The following is a 21,172-nucleotide window of genomic DNA, read 5'->3' on the forward strand; positions in this document are numbered from 1 at the left end:
TCATTAACCGAAGCCCACAGTGAATTATGCTGGTCTCTTACATGAGATACCTGTTTTCTGGAGAGCCGTATGCGGGAAAACCGCACGTACGGTTCGGAGGGAGGGGAGCCAGTAATGGATAACTCCCCTACCCCTATCATAGGTGTCTATATGGCTTACCTCATCTCTCCTTTAAAGTGAGACGTGCAAACGTAGGCTCAGTTTCTTGTCGCCGCCGCGCGGAAGAACCTTTTCGTTTCGGTTCCCAGCGGCATGCTCCATCTGGTCGGTTCTGCGGGGGCAAAAGTTCCCTGTAAAGTGAAATCCGTGAATAGGGCATTAGGATCGGAAGCAGAGAAAATCCGGTAGGAAACGGCATTCACCACGGGAGAGATATTGATAATGATCTGTGCGCCCATGATATCGATCGTGACGAGGCTTTCCACATAAGCGGTGATGGCGATGGCGGAGGAGATCAGATTCGCCGAATAGCTGATCTCGGAGGAATTGATCGTGATGCTGAAAGACGCGATGTTATTATCAAAATCCGTGCCGTCAAAAGCGAGGGTGAGCATTGCTGTGATCGTGCTCAGATACTGAACTGATGCAACGCTTAACCCCGCGGGGGCGTTGTTTAACGTGAAGTTGCTCAGCAGCAGGACGTTGTCTGTAAAGCTCGTGTTCGAGAGCGTGATTGAGATGGTGACATTATTCAGGTTATATTCATTCAGGGGGGCTGAAGGAGTGATAGTTGCCATAACCGCAGGCGAATAAAGAATTACGCGCTTGAAGGGTGAATACATACTGTAGCCGCTAATGAAGTAGGAGCGCAACCGATAATAGTAGGTATTGGAGTTGGATAGCCCCGAGATCACTTTTGAGGTGGTCAGCAAGGCATCATAGTTCGCGTATCCGGTCACGAAATTGGTAAAGAGACTGTCGGTCGCCACCTGCAGGAAGTATTTGGTGGCGGATATCGGAGTGGACCAATTTGCCGTGAAACCCGTCTGGGAAACGTTGGTGGGGTTTTGCGGGACGGGAGACCAGAGATAGTGGGCATAGAGCGGTTCGTCGATGAAGGGATTGCGGTTTCCCTGCCGTTCGAAGATGCGGTTATTTCTCTGCATTTCACGGGGGTCCGGCGGGTCTTGTATGTGCCAATTGAGCAGGGTTGAAAGCTTGCCGTAGTTTGGTCCGCTTGTGTTTGTCTGATCTAATATCTCCAGGTTATATGAGGTGTCCGTGGCTTCATAGCGCACCGCCATATACATGATCATGCGTGCCACGTCGCCTTTGTCCTGAGTCCGCGGTTCCCAAGTATAGGTTGAGGTGTAGCATCCTGTGTCTCCGGGATATCCGGGATAAGGAGAGCCGTCGGTATAGAGCGTTCCGCCGTTGTCAAAATCCTTGTTGCCTTTGGCGGAATTGACCGTGGAATCACAGGGACGCAAGTGATGCAAATCCGTGCCGCCTGGAGGGACTTCTCCAAGGTCACCGTGGCTCTGGCTCCAGGTGTGTTCTCTGTTCCACTGGGTGGTGCCGCCGCCATAGAAAGTTTTGGGCACGCTCCATCCGGTATAAATCTCGATGATATTGTCCGTGTTGTTGGGGTCTTCATCGGTGTATGGGAGCTGTGTCCAGAGCGCGTCGTAGGAATATCTGGTGGTGTGGGTTGTTCGCAGCAGGAGGTGAAGGTTGGTTTTAAGCGTCGAGCCGAAACCGCTGATGTCCGCATAATATCCTGTGCTCTGGGTATTCGTCGTGGTGGCGGAGAGGGGATTGTTTGCCGCGGTGGTGACGTTGTAGAGCGTGTATGCGCCGGTTCCGTTGTATTCGTAGATGCGGAACCAATAAGTGGTGTTTGGCATCAGGTTCGAAACTGAGCAGCCGTTGATGGGAGCGCCTTCGATGATCTGGGTGGCACCGTTAAAAACCACTTGTTCGCCGGAGCCGGAATAAATTGGATTCGCAGCGGGATAGCTGCCATCCGCGGGAGCGTTGAAACTATTTGTCGTATTGATCTTGACCATCCGGCGAGCGCCATTTCCGGGAGTCCATTCGAGAGTGATCTCAAAATTGGCAGAGTAAGCGACGATACTCGAAGCCTGGATCGTGGGTCTTACAAAAGTTTCGCTGCCGGAAAACTCATGCGCGCCAAGATAAGAAAAAGTGTCCTGGGGATACATATTCCACTGCGTAGTAAGGGTCGTGAAAGCGAATTGGCCCGTCCCTGTGGGATTGATTGTCACTCCGGATGAGACTTCCGGTTTGCGCTGCAAGGTTCGATCGAACGTTGTATATCCTCCATCCCCCGTCCAGGCGGTTCCGGGATCGTTTCCGACCACCCCGAAAATGTCCACAAAGGAGTTATCCGATATTTTTCTCAACACCAGGGCGTCGTTGCCGTTGAAGTTCGTCACTGCGTGGGTGATGTTGGCAATGGAGAGGATCGCCTGTGCGGCTAATGAATTACCGATCACATAGACCCTGCCGTGATCGAGGTTTCCGCTCAGAATCAGAGAACTGGTGGGTGTGGACGCTCCGTTGGCATAGAGCTCCACCTTGTATTGGGAGAGGTCGATAGTTGCCCCGGTGCCATTGAAAATCTCAAGCGCCTTGTTGCTGCTGCTTCCCTCGATGTATTCTGAAAAGAAGAGATTGGAGGCATAGCTTGATGCTCCGGACACGGTTCCGACCACACCAAGGTTTTGGGTCAGTGCTCCAGTGCTGCTGTGGATGATGCTTGCACCAAAAGTTCCGGCAAGGATTCCGGTCATTCTCACCAGTATTTGTCCGTTGAAAGTTGGAGGCAATGAGACGGAGCCTACGTAAGACGTTCCGCCGTTATGAGATATCTCGAATCCGTTGGGGACGGTGATGAGGATGTTATCACTGAGGTCGCTGCCGGAAAGCGAATAGCTCTGCGGCGTGGAAGGAGTGCCCTGGGTTGTCTGGAAAGGGATGAGCTCGGCGTTGATGATGATTTGGGGATTCAAGATGAAAGTGGTGTTGATATCGATGTCCGTGATGCCGATCTGGCGTCTGGTGTTGGTGGTTCCGGTGCTGGTGGTGAACCAGGTAATAGTGATGATCTCCCCAGGAGCGATGTTTAATCCGCTGATTACGGTGCTGCGCAAGGCGTTGATTCCATCCGCGGTAGAATATTCGAGCTCCGGGATCACGGTGCCGTTCACCCTCACGATCCATTTTGGCGTGCCAGGTTGATCGACACGCGCCACTCTGCCCATATAGCTGAAATTGAATCTGGTGACCGTGTTTCCGGTCTGATTTTGCAAGCGGAGCGTGGCAGTGAGGTTGATGTTCGGAGCCGAAGCAGTGAGTTGCATGCCGAAAACTCCGTTGCCGCGCAAACCGCCGGTGCTACCAGTGCCAAAATCTCCGAGATAGCTGTAGGTATCGCTCAAAGTCCAACCGAAGGGGAGGGTCGCCAGACTTACAAAGGACGCGAAGTTTTCCTGATAGCCACCGGCCCCGTAAGGGATCACGGGAGAGCTGACGTTCCCGCTCACACCAAGAAGACCGATCGTTCCGCCACCCGAGTGAGTGATGTTTTCCGAGCTATAAGTGCCCGCTTGCAAGCCGGCTTTCAATCTCGCGTAAAGCGTGGTGGTGGAAATGGTTCCGCTATTGTAGGGGAGGTTGAATCCAGTGGAAAAGGTGCTGTTGTCCGTCGAGATTTCAAAGCTGGCGGAGGCGCTGACACTGATGTATCCGGTGGAGAGGCTCAGGTTTATCGCGCTGATCTGATAGGACTGGGATACGGAAGGACCCTGTCCCAGCACGTAGGCAAAGCCGGATAAAATATTGGGATTGAGGATGATCGCAGGCTCCGCAGGCACGAAATCGGTGAGGGTGATGTCGTCGATGTTCATGCGATTATTGCTCGTTCCGGTTTCAAGGACGGATTTGATTCTGATCCTCGCGGTGCCGGAGATGTTCACTTCGGCAGAGAATATCTGTATATCCGCATTGGCGGTGAAGTTTGCACCCGCCTGGATCCAAGTGACTCCGTTGTCTGCGCTGTGTTCGGCTTTCCATGCACGCTGGGTGTCGATTGCGTTGTATCTGCGGTATTTGAAACTCAGCGTGCCGATGCCGTTGTCCTTGTTGGCAAGCATGGTCATCACGCTGATGCCATAGCCTCGCAACCTGGCGGAGCGGATTCCGTTGATCAGTTCTGCGGTTTCGGTGCCGATCAACACTTCGTTCAGGTTCCACTGGATTCCGCTGAGAGTAACGGTTTCCGAAGCATAGGCGGTTTTCGTCTCGCCGGTGCCTTCAAAATTCACGACGTATTGTCCGGTGATGATCGAAGCAGTCAGCAGGACAAGCATAATTAGCATCATTTTCTTAAACATTTTATCATTCCTTAGTTTGCGATATTAAATCTATGTATAACAATATACTCCGCGTTTTTAAAAAGTCCAGTTCCAATTTGAACAAGAACCTGCATCGCGAAGGTGGCGAGCCACAAAACTGAGCCCGCGATAACTGTCAACTGCAAACTGGGGATTTCCTGGGAGAAGATGATATGGGTCTGTCCTCCCCTTCTCCCGTCAAAAGTCCTCGCGTGTGTGACACCCGCGCATACGCTATGTGATCGATACCGGTGTGGAGCATTTCCGGCGATGCCCGCATAAATGGCTGTGTGGTCGGTTTATGCCTCATGGAAGCATAAAATCAGACTCGCGCGGTCAAGGCGCTTGACAATATTCGCGGCTATTTTTTCGTGGTTTTCAAGACATCAGTGCATAGAGTGAAGAGAAAAAATTATTGACAAAAAACAGGTGCTCAAATTGATTGGCAAAACATGCCGCCGATGTAGCTCAACGGTAGAGCAATTGATTTGTAATCAATAGGTTGGGGGTTCAACTCCCTTCATCGGCTCCATAGTTGTGGACAGGTGGTCGAGTGGTTAATGGCACTGGGCTGTAAACCCAGCGACGCAAGTCTGCGGAGGTTCAAATCCTTCCCTGTCCACCATATTTTTCAAGATGTGAAGCGGGAGTAGCTCAGTTGGCTAGAGCATCAGCCTTCCAAGCTGAGGGTCGCGGGTTCGAACCCCGTTTCCCGCTCCATTTTTTTGAGACCTGAGCAGCGTATAAAAAAAGCTCATGTAGCTCAGCAGGTAGAGCACCTCCTTGGTAAGGAGGAGGTCATCGGTTCGAATCCGATCATGAGCTCCAGACCTTTTTTTAAGTATGGAATGCAATCTGGGAAACCTGATTGAAGGTGGCGGTTTTGTCTTTGCCGGACAAGCCCGACGCCACTTTTCCATAAGGATTGAAAACAACATAAACACGACATGGAATGAGAATTCCAGGAGGAACAATGGCAAAACAGAAATTCGTACGTAACAAGCCACACGTCAACGTTGGTACGATTGGTCACATCGACCATGGCAAAACGACGCTCACCGCAGCGATTACTTTGTATTTGAGCAAGAGTGGCGGCGCTACATTCCGTTCTTTCGATAGTATCGACAACGCACCGGAAGAGAAAGCCCGCGGTATAACTATCGCAACAGCACACGTCGAGTATGAAACCGCAAATCGCCACTATGCCCATGTGGACTGCCCGGGTCATGCCGACTATATCAAAAATATGATCACCGGTGCCGCTCAGATGGACGGTGCCATCCTCGTCGTAAGCGCCTATGACGGACCCATGCCCCAGACCCGCGAACACATCCTGCTCGCCCGTCAGGTCGGTGTGCCAAGTATCGTCGTTTTCATGAATAAGTGCGACCTCGTCGATGACGAAGAGTTGCTTGATCTCGTGGAAATGGAAGTGCGTGAGCTGATCGAGAAGTATGACTTCCCGAGTGACGTTCCCGTGATTCGGGGATCAGCCTTGAAAGCCCTCAACGGGGATCCCGAAGGCGAAGCCCAGATCCAGGAACTGATGGACGCGGTCGATTCCTATATTCCGATACCCCCACGCGCCACCGACAAACCTTTCCTGATGCCCGTTGAAGACGTATTTTCGATTCCCGGTCGCGGCACCGTTGCCACCGGCAGAGTCGAACGCGGCGTCATCAAGGTCGGCGATAAGGTCGAACGCGTCGGTATTCGTGACACCCTCGAAACCACCTGCACCGGAGTCGAAATGTTCCGCAAGCTTCTTGATGAAGCCCAAGCCGGAGACAACATCGGCATCTTGCTTCGCGGCTTAGCGAAAGACGACATGGAGCGCGGCATGGTTTTGGCAAAGCCGAAATCGATCAAACCCCACACCAAATTCATCGGCCAGACCTACATTCTGACCAAGGACGAAGGCGGACGCCACAAACCCTTCCAGACCGGCTACCGTCCCCAGTTCTATTTCAGAACCACGGACGTGACCGGCAGCCTTGAGCTTCCTGAAGGCGTCAAAATGGTCTTGCCCGGCGACAATGTGGAAATCACCGCCGAACTGATCACCCCCATCGCCATGGAACAGGGACTTCGTTTCGCCATCCGCGAAGGCGGACGCACCATCGGCAGCGGCGTGGTTTCATCCGTAATCGACTAATCCCGCGGGATCAAAAATGAGAGATATCATCATCCTTGCCTGCGAAGAATGCAAGAATCGTAATTATACGACTACTCGCAACAAACGCAAGCATCCGAACCGAATGGAGCTGAAGAAATTCTGCCCCAGTTGCCGGAAACACACAGTTCACAAACAGCGCTAAGCGCCTGAAATAGTGTTGCAGGACAGTAGTTCAACTGGTAGAGCACCGGTCTCCAAAACCGGGGGTTGCGGGTTCGATTCCTGCCTGTCCTGCCACTTCGATCAGCGCCACGCCGTAAAAAACGATAAGATTGGTATAAAATGAAAATCGAGAAAATCACTCGCTTTTTCCGTGATGTTCGCTCCGAAATGAAATCGGTAACCTGGCCCTCATACGACGATCTGAAAGAAGGCACTACCGTGGTGATAGTGATGTCCACGATCGTGGCGATCTTTCTGTCCCTCGTAGATCTGGGTTTCAATAATATAATCAACCTGTTGTTCTAAGTTTATGTCAAGCATGAAATGGTATGTGCTCCATACCTACTCGTCCCATGAAAACAAGGTGAAGACCGCGATCGAAAAGGGTCTGGAAGGAACCGGCTTGAGAGATCTGGTAGGTCAGATCCTCGTGCCCGTCCGTAAGACTTTTATCATCAGGGAAGGCAAAAAGATCGAACGTGAGCGCAAGCTCTTCACCAGCTATGTGATCATCGAAGCGGAACTGACGCCGGAGCTCAAGACTTATATTTTGGGCATTGCCGGGGTCACGAAGTTTCTGGGACAAAGCAAAGATAAGAAAGATCCCATCGCCCTGCCTGAAGACGAAGTCAATAGACTGCTCGGCATCGGCGACCGGGATATGGATGCCAAAACCTTCAGCTTTATGCCGGGAGACATGGTCCGCGTGATCGCGGGACCCTTCACGGATTTTGAAGGCATCGTGCAAAAGGCTGCAGACGATGGAACCAAGCTGGTGATCGACGTCACCGTATTTGGCAGAAGGACTCCGGTGGAGCTCAACGCCAATCAGGTCGAGCTGATCAAGAAATAAATGTTATTATATAGAGGTAGATAAAAATGGCAAATCCAAAAAACGTAGCCGTGATAATTAAACTGCAGCTTCCCGCTGGGAAAGCCACACCCGCACCGCCGGTCGGTCCCGCTTTGGGGCAGGCAGGGGTCAATATCCCGGAATTTTGCCGTCAGTTCAATGAAAAGACCGCAGACCAGCCGGGAATGGTGTTTCCCGTCGTCATCTCAGTTGCAAAGAATAAGTCATTCACTTTTGAGATCAAGACGCCGCCCGCGGCGATCCTGATCAAAAAAGAAGCTGGGCTGGCAAAAGGCTCCGCCACACCGAATAAAGCCAAGGTCGGAAAGATTTCCCGGGATCAGTTGCGCAATATCGCTCAGCTTAAGATCCAAGATATGAATTGTAATACCCTTGAATCCGCTATGAGTATGATCGCAGGCACTGCAAGGAGCATGGGCGTCGTGGTAGAAGACTGATGCTTCCTATGCAGGAGAACGTATTCATAAAGGAGAGTCAATGAAACATAGTAAAAGGTACAGCCATGCCTATTCGATGTATGATCGCCAGAAACGATTTGATCTCGACGAAGCCTTGAAGATTTTGCAAGCCCTTCCGGCTTCCAAATTTGACGAGACGGTCGAAGTTCATTTCAATCTTGGCGTTGATCCTCGTAAAGCCGATCAGCAGATCCGCAACTCGCTTGTGCTTCCCCACGGAACGGGGAAGACCGTGCGCGTTCTCGTATTTGCCGAAGGCGACAAGGCAGAGGAAGCCAGAAAAGCTGGCGCCGATCACGTTGGATTGGATGAACTCATCGATAAGATCTCGGGCGGTTGGTTCGATTTCGATATGGTGATCGCCACTCCAAACCTGATGGCACGTATCGGTAAACTGGGAAGAGCGCTGGGTCCGAGAGGACTGATGCCCAATCCCAAAGTCGGAACCGTGACCATGGACATCACAAAAGCGGTTGACGAAGCCAAGGGCGGCAAGGTGACCTATCGCGTAGATAAGTTTGCCAATTTGCACATCCCCGCTGGCAAAGTCAGCTTCAGTGCGGACAAGCTCAAGATAAACCTCAAAGCCATCCTGTCGGCGATCCTCAAAGAACGCCCCGCCACGATGAAAGGCGTCTTTATCAAGAGCATCACGATCTGCACGACCATGGGACCCGGCATCAAATTACAGGTCGCAAGCGCAACCTTGGAAGCTAAAAGCTAAGGGAGTATGAGAAATGGTTCAAAATGTTAAGTATGACATTGTCAAGAACTTAAAAGACAGAATTAGTGGCGCCAAAGCGATTGTACTGGTGGATTACAAGGGAATTAACATCGAACAGGTCAATCACCTTCGCAGGCAATATCGTGCCAGCAACGTGGATTACTTCGTTCAAAAAAACACCCTCATCAAGTTGGCTCTCAACGATTTGGGGATTACCGAGTTAGACGCTCATTTATTGGGTCCCACCGCGGTGGCGGTTTGTCATATTGACGAAGTATCACCGGCACGGGAGCTGATTAAATTCTTGAAAGAAGTGATGGAAGACGCAGCCTTTCCGAGATTCAAAGCAGGATATGTGGCAGGACACATATTGGACGAGAAAGAGCTCATCGCCCTGGCGAAACTTCCCTCCCGCGAAGAACTCCTCGCAAGAGTGCTGTGCACCGCAAACGCACCGCTCAGCAACTTTGTGGGCGTAGCAAGCGGGATCATCCGCAAATTTGCCCTGGCTGTGGATGCTATAGCAAATAAACAGGCAGAAGCCAGTTAACCAAAATAATTATATATTCCTGGAGGAACAAATGTCCGATAAAAAGCAACAAGTTATTGACCTGATCAAGGAGATGACCGTACTCGAGCTCTCCGAACTGGTCAAACAAATGGAAGATATCTTTGGCGTATCAGCCGCCGCACCCGTCGCCGCAGCCGCTCCTGCCGCAGCCGCTGAAGCCAAAGAAGAACAAAGCGAATTTGACGTGATCCTGACCAGCTCTGGCGACAAGAAAATCAACGTCATCAAAGTCGTGCGCGAAATCACCAAACTTGGCCTGAAAGAAGCCAAAGACCTTGTTGACGGCGCGCCCAAAATGGTTGTCGAAAAAGTCAGCAAAGACGAAGCCGAATCGGTCAAAAAGAAGCTCGAAGAAGCCGGTGCTACTATCGAACTCAAGTAAGGGACACCCTCCCTTCACATACGTCCAAAAAAAGTCCCCAGGGACTTTTTTTGGACTAATTATGCTTAATTATGACACAAGTTTTGATACGATTTGAGAGCCGCCCTCCTGCAATACGGAGAGCCGCCTCATCAGACTTCAGTAGCATGAAACGCACAAGCCAACCTCAAGCATGCGTAGGTTTTAAAGACCTCAAAGGAGTGAGCTTTTGAGAAATATCAAAAGTTATTCCCGTATATCCGCAAGATTTGCCGAGCTGGGAATCCCGGAAGTGGAGATTCCCAATCTTCTGGCAATGCAAGTGGATTCATTCAATGACTTTCTGCAAAAGGATATACATCCTCAGCGCCGGAGCAGAGCCGGGCTGCAAGCCGTTTTCGAGGCTATTTTTCCGATCGAAGACTCTAAGGGGAAGTTCCTGCTGGAATTCATGGAATACAACGTCCTGCAGGAAAAATACACGATAGAGGAGTGCCGCGAACGCAACCTCTCCTATCAGGCCCCGCTGAAAGCGAAAATGCGCCTGAGCATTTTTGAGCAGGTCGAGGAAGTCCGCGAACACAAAGACACGATCGAGCAGGACGTCTTCCTGGGAGAGATCCCGCTCATCACGGAGCAGGGAACCTTCATCGTAAACGGTGCGGAAAGAGTCATCATATCCCAGTTGCAGAGATCTCCAGGGGTTTTCTTCTCCGAAGAAAAACACCCCAGCGGAAAGACGCTATATTCCGCCAAAGTGATACCCTATAACGGTTCATGGCTGGAATTTGACATTGATATCCACGATGTGATGTATGTCCATATCGACAAACGGCGCAAATTGCCGGTGACCATACTATTGCGCGCCATCGGCATTTCCTCAAACGAGGATCTGCGCAGAGTGTTCTACGCAAGTGAAACTCTCAATTTGAAAGAGGCGAAAGGCCGCCATCTCTTTAGCGACGTCAAGGTTGCGGGTAATCCCGAACCGATCGCGATCGCCAATGAAGTTGTTTCGGACAACTTGATCAAAACTCTGGAAACCCACAAGATTAAGCATGTAGAAGTAATCGATTACAATTTCGAAATCGCCCGCAAAGTGCTTGAAAACACTATTGCCAAAGACCCCACCACCGATCATGAAGATGCTCTGAAAAAGATCTACAGCCTGATCCGTCCTGGTGAAGACGCGCCTCTGGAAGCAGCCAGACAACTGGTTGACCGCATGTTCTTCAACGAAAAACGCTATAATCTGGGTGAAGTGGGACGCTATAAGATAAACACGCGTCTCGGCATCAATGTCGATAACAAGGTGCTTACACTGTGCGTGGAAGATTTTGTCCATATCTTCAAAACCCTCATCAATATCTATAACGACCAGGACGAGATCGATGACATCGACAACCTCGCCAACCGGCGCGTACGCACCGTAGGCGAACTCTTGCAGGAGCAATATACTTCCGGCTTGAGCATGGTGGCAAGGATCATCCAGGAACGCATGGCGATCTCCAATACAGACGAGATCACCGTTCACGATCTGGTCAATAGCAACGCCCTTATTTCCGTGGTGCAATCCTTCTTCCTGACTGGTCAACTCTCCCAGTTCATGGAGCAGACCAATCCGCTGGCGGCACTTCGCCACAAAAGGGCATTTTCGGCTCTTGGACCGGGTGGTCTCACAAGAGAGCGCGCCGGTTTCGAAGTGCGCGACGTCCATTCCTCCCACTATGGCAGAGTGTGTCCGATCGAGACACCGGAAGGACCAAACATCGGTCTCATCGTGTCTCCCTCGATCTATTCGCGGATCAATCGTCTCGGCTTTATCGAAACCCCCTATCGCAAGGTGGAAAACGGTTTTGTGACGAATGATTATGACTTCTTCGACGCCGCGCAGGAAGAGAAATATATCATCGCCCAGTCCGACGTCCGCTTGGATGATAAACGCAAGATCATCGATGAGATTATCTTTGCCCGCGAACGTGGAGATTTCATTCAGGTGCGCCCCGAACAAGTTCAATACATGGATGTGTCCCCGCAGCAAATGGTCTCCGTCTCCGCAGCGATGATTCCCTTTCTCGAGCATGACGACGCTAACCGTGCCTTGATGGGATCAAACATGCAGCGTCAGGCAGTGCCGTTGATCAATCCGCAGGCGCCGCTTGTCGGAACCGGCATGGAAAAGATCGCCAGCATGGACACCTTCAGCATCGCCGTGGCACCCTATGACGGGATCGTGCAAAACGTCACCTCCGCTTATGTCGAAATCAAGCCCACAAATGAAAAGGACGAAGCTTTCTATCTGGCGGAAGGCAACAAAGTCCACCTCAAGAAATTTGTCCGTACCAATCAGGACACTTGCATTAACCAGAGACCCACCGTCAGAGTCGGCGACGCAGTCAAAAAGGGGCAGCCGATCTCAGATGGCGCCTGTGTGGAAGACAACCGTCTCGCGCTGGGCACGAATCTCCTGGTCGCGTTCATGCCCTGGTATGGATACAACTATGAAGACGCCATCATCCTCAGTGAAAAGGTCGCCCGCGAGGACACCCTCACCTCCATCTATATCGAAGAAATGGAAGTGCTGGTACGCAATGTCAAAAACGGACGCGAGGAACTGGCATACGATATTCCAAACGTACCCGCACACGCGCTGCGAAATCTGGATAAGACCGGTATCGTCCGCGTCGGTTCAGTGATCCACGCCGGTGATATCATCGTCGGAAAGGTCACACCCAAGAGCATCGAGATCGATCCCTCTCCGGAAGAAAACCTGATGCGCGCCCTCTTTGGAGATCGCGCGGGGGATTTCACCAACAGTTCGCTCAAAGCCAAACCGGGTATGGAAGGCGTCGTCATCGACGTCAAAGTGTTTTCCCGTCTGGAAGATGGCAGCGATTTCGAAGAAGACAAGGACGATAAGTATCAGAGACTGAAAAACGACCTTGCCGTCCGCCGCAACAAAGTGGATGATTTCAAGGAAGAGAAACTCTCTGCCGCTCTGCTCGGTGAAACCGCCAAGATCATCTGGGACGAAAAGACCAATGCCTATTTCATCGCTCCCGGTAAAAAGATCAACAAGGAAGATGTCACCCGCATCAACTTCAAGAAGCTTGATCTGGACGTCGAACTTGTGGAAAGCGCTCAGACCAACGAGCTCATCTACACCCAGATCATTCTCAAGATCAAGCATTCACTCGAGCAAAGCGAAAACCTCTACCGCAAATCCCGCGAACGTATCAAACACGGAGACGAGCTCCAATATGGCGTCCGCAAGATGGTCAAGGTCTATGTCGCCAAAAAGCGCAAGATCGAAGTGGGAGACAAGATGGCTGGCAGGCACGGAAACAAAGGTGTCATCTCCATCGTCGCTCCCATCGAGGACATGCCCTTTATGGAAGACGGCAGCTCAGTGGACATCGTTCTCAACCCGCTTGGCGTACCCTCCCGTATGAACATCGGTCAGATCATGGAAACCCACCTGGGCATGGCTGCCCGTGTGCTTGGCTTCGAGGTCGAAACTCCGATCTTCGATGGCGCCGGCATGCAGGACATCGAAAACGAACTGACGCTGGCAGGTTTGGCCACCGACGGCAAGCAAAAGCTCTATGACGGCAAGACCGGCGAACCATTCAAGGAAAGAGTCACGGTCGGCGTGATCTATATGATGAAGCTCAACCACCTGGTCGCGGATAAAATGCACGCCCGTTCGACGGGTCCCTATTCGCTCATCACTCAACAGCCCTTGGGCGGAAAAGCCCAGCACGGCGGTCAGAGACTGGGAGAAATGGAAGTCTGGGCTCTGGAAGCCTATGGTGCCGCCCACCTCTTGGAAGAGATGCTCACCATCAAGTCCGACGACGTCGATGGACGCAACAATGCCTTCAAGGCAATCACACGCGGTGAGAATCCGCCGCCCCCGGGCATTCCGGAATCCTTCAACGTGTTGATCAGCGAACTGAAATCGCTCGGCTTTGATATTGAATTTATCAAAGAAGCCGACGATAAATAGGGGAGGAATTGTGTTAAAAGATACAAGACGAGAAATCAGACCCAACGACTATGACTTCGTTAGGATCAGAATCGCCTCTCCGGAAACCATCATCAACGAATGGTCTCACGGCGAGGTGACCAAACCGGATACATTGAACTACCGCACTCTCAAGCCCGAAAAGGACGGTCTCTTTTGCGAACGCATCTTTGGACCTGAGCGGGATTATGAATGCGCTTGCGGTAAGTATAAAAAGAAACGTTTCCAAAACACGGTGTGCGATCGCTGTAATGTGCTCGTCACCACCTCCCGCGTTCGTAGAACCCGCATGGGGCACATCGACCTGGCGGTTCCCATCGCTCATATCTGGTTTGTCAAAAGCGCGCCGAGCAAGATCGGCACACTGCTGGATATGACGATCAAGGATCTCGAACGCGTGCTCTATTACGAATCATACATCGTCATCGATCCGGGCGACAGTCCCTATGAGAAATTTGAACTGATCGAAGTGGACGAATATTACGAAATAAAAGACAAAGTTGGGGACAACTTCATTGCTCTGATGGGCGCGGAAGCCATCCGCGAACTATTAGCGCGCATCGACCTCAAAAACGAAGCGCTCAACATCCGTTCGCGGCTCAAGATGGAGAAAGCCACCCTCCACAAACAGAAACTTATCAACAAGCTAAAGATCGTGGACGCCTTCATCAAATCCGGCAACCGTCCGGAATATATGATCCTGGAAGCGCTGCCGGTCTTGCCCCCCACGCTGAGACCACTGGTTCCGCTCGAAGGCGGCAGATTCGCCACTGCGGATTTCAACGATCTCTACCGCAGGGTCATCACCCGCAACAACCGTCTCAAGCAATTGCTTGAGATCCGCGCGCCCGAGGTCATCCTCCGCAACGAAAAACGCATGTTGCAGGAAGCGATCGATGCTCTCATCGACAATTCCCGCAAACCGCGTCCTGTCCGCGGCAGAGGCAACCGCCCGCTCAAATCTCTCACCGATCAATTGAAAGGCAAGCAAGGACGCTTCCGCCAAAACCTTTTGGGGAAACGCGTGGACTATTCAGGCCGTTCCGTGATCACTGTGGGGCCTGAGCTCAAGCTCTATCAATGCGGTTTGCCCAAGGAAATGGCGGTCGAACTCTTCAAACCCTATCTGATCGAAAGATTGCAAAAGATGGGCGAAGTGGACAAGGTCAAAAACGCCAAGAAACTAATCGAGAAAAAGCAACCTGAGATCTGGTCTATCCTCGAAGAGGTGATCAAAGATTATCCTGTGCTGCTAAACCGCGCGCCCACATTGCACCGGCTCGGCATTCAGGCATTTATGCCGGTCTTGACGGACAACAAGGCGATCCAGCTTCACCCCATGGTCTGCGTTCCTTTCAACGCGGACTTTGACGGCGACCAGATGGGCGTCTATGTGCCTCTATCCCTTGAAGCTCAGGTGGAAGCGCGTGTGCTTATGCTTTCCACTCGCAATTTGCTGCTTCCCGCAAACGGACGCCTCGCCATGGCGGCAAACCAGGACATCGTTTTGGGCTGCTATTATCTGACCATGGAAGAATATCCCCAGCCGGAAGATTTCACCAAGATGCGGCATTTCTACTCATCGGACGAAGTCATCGCCGCCTACGAAGCCGAAGAACAACTCTGCTCCGTCAAAGGCGAAGCGGTGATTGAACGTGGGCTCGACCTGCATACCTGGATCCGTGTCCGCATCGAAAACATCTATATGATCACTACCGTCGGTCGGTTGATCTTCAACCAGATCATCCCCCAGGAAGTCGGTTATCAAAATATCACCTATGACAAGGGCAAACTAAACGACCTTGCCATGCTCTGTTTCGACGCCGTCGGCCAGTGGCGCACAGCCATCATCCTGGACGAACTCAAGGAACTTGGTTTCCGCTATGCCACCCGTGCCGGAGTGACTTTCAGCCTCAGCGACATCGTCGTTCCCGCCCGCAAAGACGAGATCATTAGGCAGTCCGAAGAAGAGGTCAAAAAGGTCTTCGACCTCCACCAAAAGGGCGGAATCACTGAAACCGAGCGTTTCGGACGTATCGTCGATCTGTGGAAGAAAACCACCGTCCGCGTCACCGACGAGATGATGGAAGAGCTTTCCCACGCCCGCCACGGATTAAACTCCATCTATATGATGTTCAAATCCGGCGCCCGCGGCAGTAAAGACCAAATCAAACAGCTCGGCGGAATGCGCGGTCTGATGGATAAACCCACCAAGATCGGCTCCGGCGGCGGCGCAGACGTGATCGAAACTCCGATCAAATCCAACTTCCGCGATGGTCTCACCGTCCTGGAATACTTCGTATCCACCCACGGCGCCAGAAAAGGTCTTGCCGACACGGCGCTCAAAACTGCCGATGCCGGATATCTAACCCGACGACTGGTGGACGTGGCGCAAAACGCCATCATTACCATGGAAGATTGCGGAACCTCACGCGGCGTGCACATGACCGTCCTCAAAGAAGGCAACGAAGTCGTGCAGACACTTGCAGAACGCATTCAGGGCAGAACTGTCGCCGAAGACGTCATCGATCCGGTCACCGGAAAGACTCTCGTTTTCACCGGTGAAGAGGTCAGCAATAAGATGGCGCGCACCATCACCAACCATGGAATTATTTCCGTGCACGTGCGTTCCACTCTCACCTGCGAAGCCGATCGCGGCATCTGCGCCAGTTGCTATGGACGCAATCTTGCCACCCAGAAACCCGCCACAATTGGTGATCCGGTTGGCATCATCGCTGCCCAGAGCATCGGCGAACCCGGAACTCAGCTCACGCTCAGAACCTTCCATATCGGTGGAGCGGCATCGACAGCGACCGAACTTGCCGAAGTGGCTTCCAGCCAGGACGGCATCATCAGATTCGACCGCATGAATACCGTCACCAATACCGACAACCAGCTCATCTCCGTCAGCCACTTGGGCAAGATACACATTTTGGACGAAGAGGACGATAGCAAGATCATAGAAGAGTATAAGGTGGAATATGCCGCTACAGTCCACGTCCGCGATGGACAGAAAGTAGCGATGAACACCGTGCTCCTGAGCTGGGATCAATTTAACAATCCGCTCATATCCACCGCCAAAGGCGTACTGCATAATGAGCATTTTATCAAAGACATCACCTTTAAAGAAGAATATAATGATATCACCTTCACCAGGGATATCACCATCATCGAATCCAAAGACCGCAAAAAACAACCACAGTTTAAGGTCGTTGGCGATGACGGAACAATCGTCTATATCCCGCTGCCATCGGGACTTGTAGTGCGAGTCGAAAACGGCAGCTATGTCCATACCGGCGACATTCTGGGTCAAACATCCAGGATGACGATCAAGCAACGCGACATCACCGGCGGTCTGCCACGAGTGCAGGATATCTTTGAAGCCCGCGTCCCCAAGGACAAGGCAAAGATTTCCGACATCGACGGCAGAGTTACTATCGGCGGTTTGAAAAAGACCGGACGCGACATCTTCGTGACTCCCGCAAACGGCATCTTCGCTCCCTGCGACGGCAAGATCGTGGTGCAGATGGACGATCTCCTCAACCAGATCGCCGTCCTGACCGAGAAAACAGTTTACTCGGAGAAAGATGGAAAATGCACGATCATCGAGGAAGGTAAGACCAAAATCGTCCAAGTGGCAAAACGCAACGTCAAACCCGTGGAATACAAGATTCCCAAAGGCTTGCAGCTCATCGTTTCCGAAGGCGAAAGCATCAAAACCGGCGCTCCGCTTTGCGGCAGAGTGATGAAGATTCCCGACATGCAGGAAAGCATCGTTGCCACCGGCGATCCCGTCAAGGAAGATCAACCCCTTGCCGGACGCAAATATTCCATCCCTTCCGGAAAACGCATCATCGTCCACCAGGGCGACTTTGTGGAAAGCGGAGACGCGCTGTCGGACGGACCTCTGGACCCCCACGACATGCTGGTCAAAGGTATCATCGAAGCCCAGATGATGATCCTCAACGAAGTGCAGGAAATCTACCGCAAACAGGGCGTGAAGATAGACGACAAACACGTCAGCGTCATCATCCGCCAGATGTTTAAAAAAGTGCGCATCTCGGATAGCGGCAGCACCTCCTTCCTTGAAGGCGACATCGTGGACAAGATCCAAGTGGAAAAGGAAAACAGCGAAGCCATTCAGTTTGGCAGAATCCCCGCGCAGTTTGAACAATTGCTTTTGGGCATCACCAAGACCTCGCTGCTCACGGATAGCTGGCTTTCCGCCGCCTCCTTCCAGGAAACCACCAAGGTGCTCACCAGAGCCGCCATCGAAGGACGTGTCGATCGCCTCGAAGGTCTCAAGGAAAGCATCATCCTCGGGCACCGCATCCCTGTGGGAACCGGTACCAAGGTCTATAACAACCTGCTCACCGATGCCGTCAATTCCGGCAAGACTGTCGCGCAGATCATCGCTGAATTTGGACATCCGCAAGTCTCCGGCGAAGCCGAAGATATACTGGATTTCTAAGATGTATTACACAACAACAAACCAGACAAATAAAAATGGAGGTTATCAGTGCCAACCATCAATCAACTGATAAGAAAAGGCAGAACTGAGATCGAGAAAAAGAAAAAGAACAGGGCGCTCATGGGATGTCCGCAAAGGCGCGGAGTATGCACTCGTGTTTACACGACAACGCCCAAGAAACCGAACTCAGCATTGCGCAAAGTTGCACGTGTCCGTCTTGTAAACGGATTTGAAGTTACAGCATACATCGGCGGAGAAGGCCACAACCTGCAGGAGCACTCAATCGTGCTCGTTCGCGGTGGTCGTGTCAAAGACCTTCCCGGCGTGCGTTATCACGTCGTTCGCGGAGCTCTCGATTCCGCCGGCGTCGAAAAACGCTTGAATTCCCGTTCCAAATATGGAACCAAACGTCCCAAGGTCAAGAAATAACGGAGGATATGAAACATGCCAAGAAAAAGAAAAGCCGTCATCCGTGAAGTATTGCCGGATCCCAAGTATCACGACATCGTCGTCACCAAGTTTATGAACTGCCTGATGAAACAAGGTAAGAAAAGCATCGCCGAGAAGATCGTTTACGGCGCCTTCGACATCATCCAGACCAAGACCAAACAGGAACCCCTGGAAGTCTTCAAAACCGCCATCAACAACGTTCGCCCCCTGGTGAAAGTAGTTTCCCGCCGCGTCGGTGGTTCAAACTATCAAATCCCCACGGAAGTGAACGAGAAAAACGGTCGTGCCCTTGCCTTCCGTTGGCTGATCGGCTATGCCCGCGCCCGCAGCGAGAAAACCATGATCGAAAAACTTGCCGGCGAACTCATCGCGGCTTTTAAAAAAGAAGGCAACACAATCAAAAAACGCGAGGATACCCACAAAATGGCGGAAGCCAACAAAGCCTTCGCCCACCTCAAATGGTAATCATCAACCGCTGAAACATACCGTTTTGGCATTGTTTAAAACCGGAGCGGGATCTGCTTGATCCCGCTCTTTTTTTTTATCCGCACGGAGTGAAAGGGGGGGAAGAGATGAGAATTGAGAATTGAGAGATGAGGCTCAACCTTGACCAGTCCGTAGGACAGAATATGGAATTACCGACGTCCCCGTCGGTTTCAACGCGACAACCCCCATCAGGGGCGACACAAGATAGCACGGGGTGGGGAATTCCGATTCCCCACAGCCGAATCGGAATTCGGCTTCCGTGCGCCTGTGAGCGATACATATCAGACAGGTGAAAGTCCTGTTCAGAGCACCGTTAAAACTCTGTAGCCGAAGGTAACTGCGTCACCGTGAGGTGGGGTGGAGAGCAACTGGAAGCGAATGACCAGTCCGTAGGATAACGAACTCGATTCGGCAGGACAAGTTGTCGAGCCTCCGGATGCAAGGCGAAGACTAAGACCCGGAAATGGCACAGCGGGTGGAACTGCTGTCTCCCTCCGGGAAGACCTGAAAGGTTGAAGAACGTAGCATTTGAAGCCGTTTCAGGAGCTATCATGTGGTTGGAGACGGAATGGTCAAGAAGGTAAGTATCGTTAAGCAGGGAGACCTGCCATTGGGGTTGAGACAATGGCAGGAGTCAGAGTGTCCATATTAGTGTAGATACTTGGGACAACATAACCCAAGAGGAGCGAAGGGACACAGGAAGACAGATTTTGAAAGGAGTATCAATGGAAGAACAACGGTCGTCAGTGTCGGAACAGGCTAAACAAGAACGAGATATCCCGCCCCTATGGGACTGGGTAGAACCATTGGTATGGACGGACAAAATGCTGGCAGCCCTCGAAAGAGGAGTCAAAGGTGGAAAATGGTTCAGTTTGATCGACAAGGTGTACTACGTACCCAACCTCTGGTCAAGCTGGAAGAAGGTAGCGTCAAACCGAGGCAGTGCCGGTATTGACAACGTCAGTATCAAGCACTATAGGAGACACGCTGCACAACGTCTTAACCGCAGCTCTGAGCTACTGAAGAACGATAAATATCAACCAGCCGGTGTAAAACGGGTATGGATTGACAAGCCAGGCAGCAAGGAGAAAAGACCATTGGGAATACCAACTGTCACGGACAGAGTGGTGCAGACCGCATTACGGAACGTAATCGAACCGATCTTTGAGCAGGACTTCTGCGAATACAGTTATGGCTTCCGTCCCCACAGATCATGTAAAGATGCAATCAGAAGAGTCGATGGACTACTGGAGCAAGGCTACAAATATGTGGTGGATGCAGACCTGAAGGGCTACTTTGACAGCATCCCGCAGGACAAGCTGATGCAACTGGTAGAAGAAAAGATTGCCGACAGCCGGATTCTGGCTTTGCTGGAGAAATATCTCTCACAGAAGGTGATAGACACAGCATCAAGCTGGACGCCGGAAACCGGCACGCCTCAGGGAGCGGTAATCAGCCCCTTGCTTGCCAATATCTATCTGAATCCATTAGATTGGTTAATGGCATCCAAAGGCTTTTCGATGACCCGCTATGCGGATGACTTTGTAGTGATGTGCAAAACGAAAGCCGAAGCAGAGAATGCTCTGGAAATGATTCGGGAATGGACGGAATCAGTAGGTCTCATCCTACATCCGACCAAGACCAAGATCATAAACACCGATGAAGATATCTTTGTGTATCTCGGATACAAATTCAAACAAGGGATGAAATTCCCGTCCGACAAGAGTATCCGTAAGTTCAGAGACAACATCAGGAAAAAGACCAGACGTAGCAATGCCCACAGCCTTCAAGCCATCATTGGAAAGCTCAAGCCAATCCAAAGAGGATGGTTTGAATACTTCAATCTCTGTCACCGGAACAGCTTTCCCGAACAAGACGGTTGGGTAAGACAAAGACTTCGCAGTATCCTGAAGAAGCATGAAAAACGCAAAGGTATAGCGACAAACATGGATAATCTGCAATACCATAACAAAATCTTTGATAACTGGGGGTTTTTCTCATTAACCGAAGCCCACAGTGAATTATGCCGGTCTCTTACATGAGATACCTGTTTT

Annotated in this window: 14 protein-coding genes and 5 tRNA genes; 18 read left to right on the top strand and 1 reads right to left on the bottom strand. The window is 51.5% G+C overall.

The genetic code is table 11. The features are described from left to right. Positions 1–197 precede the first annotated feature (197 nt). On the bottom strand, positions 198–4,358 hold the full coding sequence (locus Q8M98_09555; protein ID MDP3115008.1) for an endonuclease: 4,161 nt from the start codon (positions 4,356–4,358) through the stop codon (positions 198–200). 457 nt (positions 4,359–4,815) lie between these two features. Here Q8M98_09555 and Q8M98_09560 point away from each other — a divergent pair. From Q8M98_09560 to ltrA, 18 genes are all read left to right on the top strand, one after another. Further along, positions 4,816–4,890, top strand: a tRNA-Thr gene (locus Q8M98_09560). A gap of 7 nt (positions 4,891–4,897) precedes the next feature. Then, positions 4,898–4,983: transfer RNA gene (locus Q8M98_09565), tRNA-Tyr, on the top strand. An 18-nt stretch (positions 4,984–5,001) separates the two neighbouring features. After that, positions 5,002–5,078: transfer RNA gene (locus tag Q8M98_09570), tRNA-Gly, on the top strand. A gap of 32 nt (positions 5,079–5,110) precedes the next feature. Continuing rightward, positions 5,111–5,186, top strand: a tRNA-Thr gene (locus tag Q8M98_09575). A gap of 145 nt (positions 5,187–5,331) precedes the next feature. Continuing rightward, positions 5,332–6,513 (top strand): elongation factor Tu, encoded by a 1,182-nt coding sequence (tuf, locus tag Q8M98_09580; GenBank protein ID MDP3115009.1) that lies wholly within the window; start codon positions 5,332–5,334, stop codon positions 6,511–6,513. Between the two features lie 16 nt (positions 6,514–6,529). Beyond that, on the top strand, positions 6,530–6,676 hold the full coding sequence (rpmG, locus tag Q8M98_09585; GenBank protein ID MDP3115010.1) for a 50S ribosomal protein L33: 147 nt from the start codon (positions 6,530–6,532) through the stop codon (positions 6,674–6,676). A 19-nt stretch (positions 6,677–6,695) separates the two neighbouring features. Continuing rightward, positions 6,696–6,771: transfer RNA gene (locus Q8M98_09590), tRNA-Trp, on the top strand. Positions 6,772–6,816: 45 nt separating this feature from the next. Further along, positions 6,817–7,002: a preprotein translocase subunit SecE gene (secE, locus tag Q8M98_09595; protein MDP3115011.1), complete on the top strand. Its 186-nt coding sequence runs from the start codon at positions 6,817–6,819 to the stop codon at positions 7,000–7,002. A gap of 4 nt (positions 7,003–7,006) precedes the next feature. Further along, complete coding sequence (gene nusG, locus Q8M98_09600; protein ID MDP3115012.1) at positions 7,007–7,549, top strand: transcription termination/antitermination protein NusG; 543 nt, start codon at positions 7,007–7,009, stop codon at positions 7,547–7,549. Between the two features lie 26 nt (positions 7,550–7,575). After that, entirely contained in the window at positions 7,576–8,007 is a 432-nt protein-coding gene (rplK, locus tag Q8M98_09605) for a 50S ribosomal protein L11 (protein ID MDP3115013.1), read from the top strand. Between the two features lie 40 nt (positions 8,008–8,047). Further along, positions 8,048–8,752, top strand: a complete 705-nt coding sequence (gene rplA / locus Q8M98_09610) for a 50S ribosomal protein L1 (protein ID MDP3115014.1) — start codon at positions 8,048–8,050, stop codon at positions 8,750–8,752. A 13-nt stretch (positions 8,753–8,765) separates the two neighbouring features. Continuing rightward, positions 8,766–9,302: a 50S ribosomal protein L10 gene (gene rplJ, locus Q8M98_09615; protein MDP3115015.1), complete on the top strand. Its 537-nt coding sequence runs from the start codon at positions 8,766–8,768 to the stop codon at positions 9,300–9,302. A 31-nt stretch (positions 9,303–9,333) separates the two neighbouring features. After that, positions 9,334–9,705, top strand: a complete 372-nt coding sequence (rplL, locus tag Q8M98_09620) for a 50S ribosomal protein L7/L12 (protein ID MDP3115016.1) — start codon at positions 9,334–9,336, stop codon at positions 9,703–9,705. A gap of 208 nt (positions 9,706–9,913) precedes the next feature. After that, positions 9,914–13,693 (top strand): DNA-directed RNA polymerase subunit beta, encoded by a 3,780-nt coding sequence (gene rpoB / locus Q8M98_09625; protein MDP3115017.1) that lies wholly within the window; start codon positions 9,914–9,916, stop codon positions 13,691–13,693. A gap of 10 nt (positions 13,694–13,703) precedes the next feature. After that, positions 13,704–18,182, top strand: a complete 4,479-nt coding sequence (gene rpoC, locus Q8M98_09630) for a DNA-directed RNA polymerase subunit beta' (GenBank protein ID MDP3115018.1) — start codon at positions 13,704–13,706, stop codon at positions 18,180–18,182. Positions 18,183–18,230: 48 nt separating this feature from the next. Next, positions 18,231–18,611, top strand: coding sequence for a 30S ribosomal protein S12 (rpsL, locus tag Q8M98_09635; protein MDP3115019.1), 381 nt, complete (start codon positions 18,231–18,233; stop codon positions 18,609–18,611). A gap of 15 nt (positions 18,612–18,626) precedes the next feature. Beyond that, a complete protein-coding gene (gene rpsG, locus Q8M98_09640) occupies positions 18,627–19,097 on the top strand; it encodes a 30S ribosomal protein S7 (GenBank protein ID MDP3115020.1) in 471 nt (156 codons plus the stop codon). A 746-nt stretch (positions 19,098–19,843) separates the two neighbouring features. Continuing rightward, a complete protein-coding gene (gene ltrA / locus Q8M98_09645; protein ID MDP3115021.1) occupies positions 19,844–21,160 on the top strand; it encodes a group II intron reverse transcriptase/maturase in 1,317 nt (438 codons plus the stop codon). Positions 21,161–21,172 lie beyond the last annotated feature (12 nt).

The organism is Candidatus Cloacimonadaceae bacterium (assembly GCA_030693415.1).
GTDB lineage: Bacteria > Cloacimonadota > Cloacimonadia > Cloacimonadales > Cloacimonadaceae > JAUYAR01.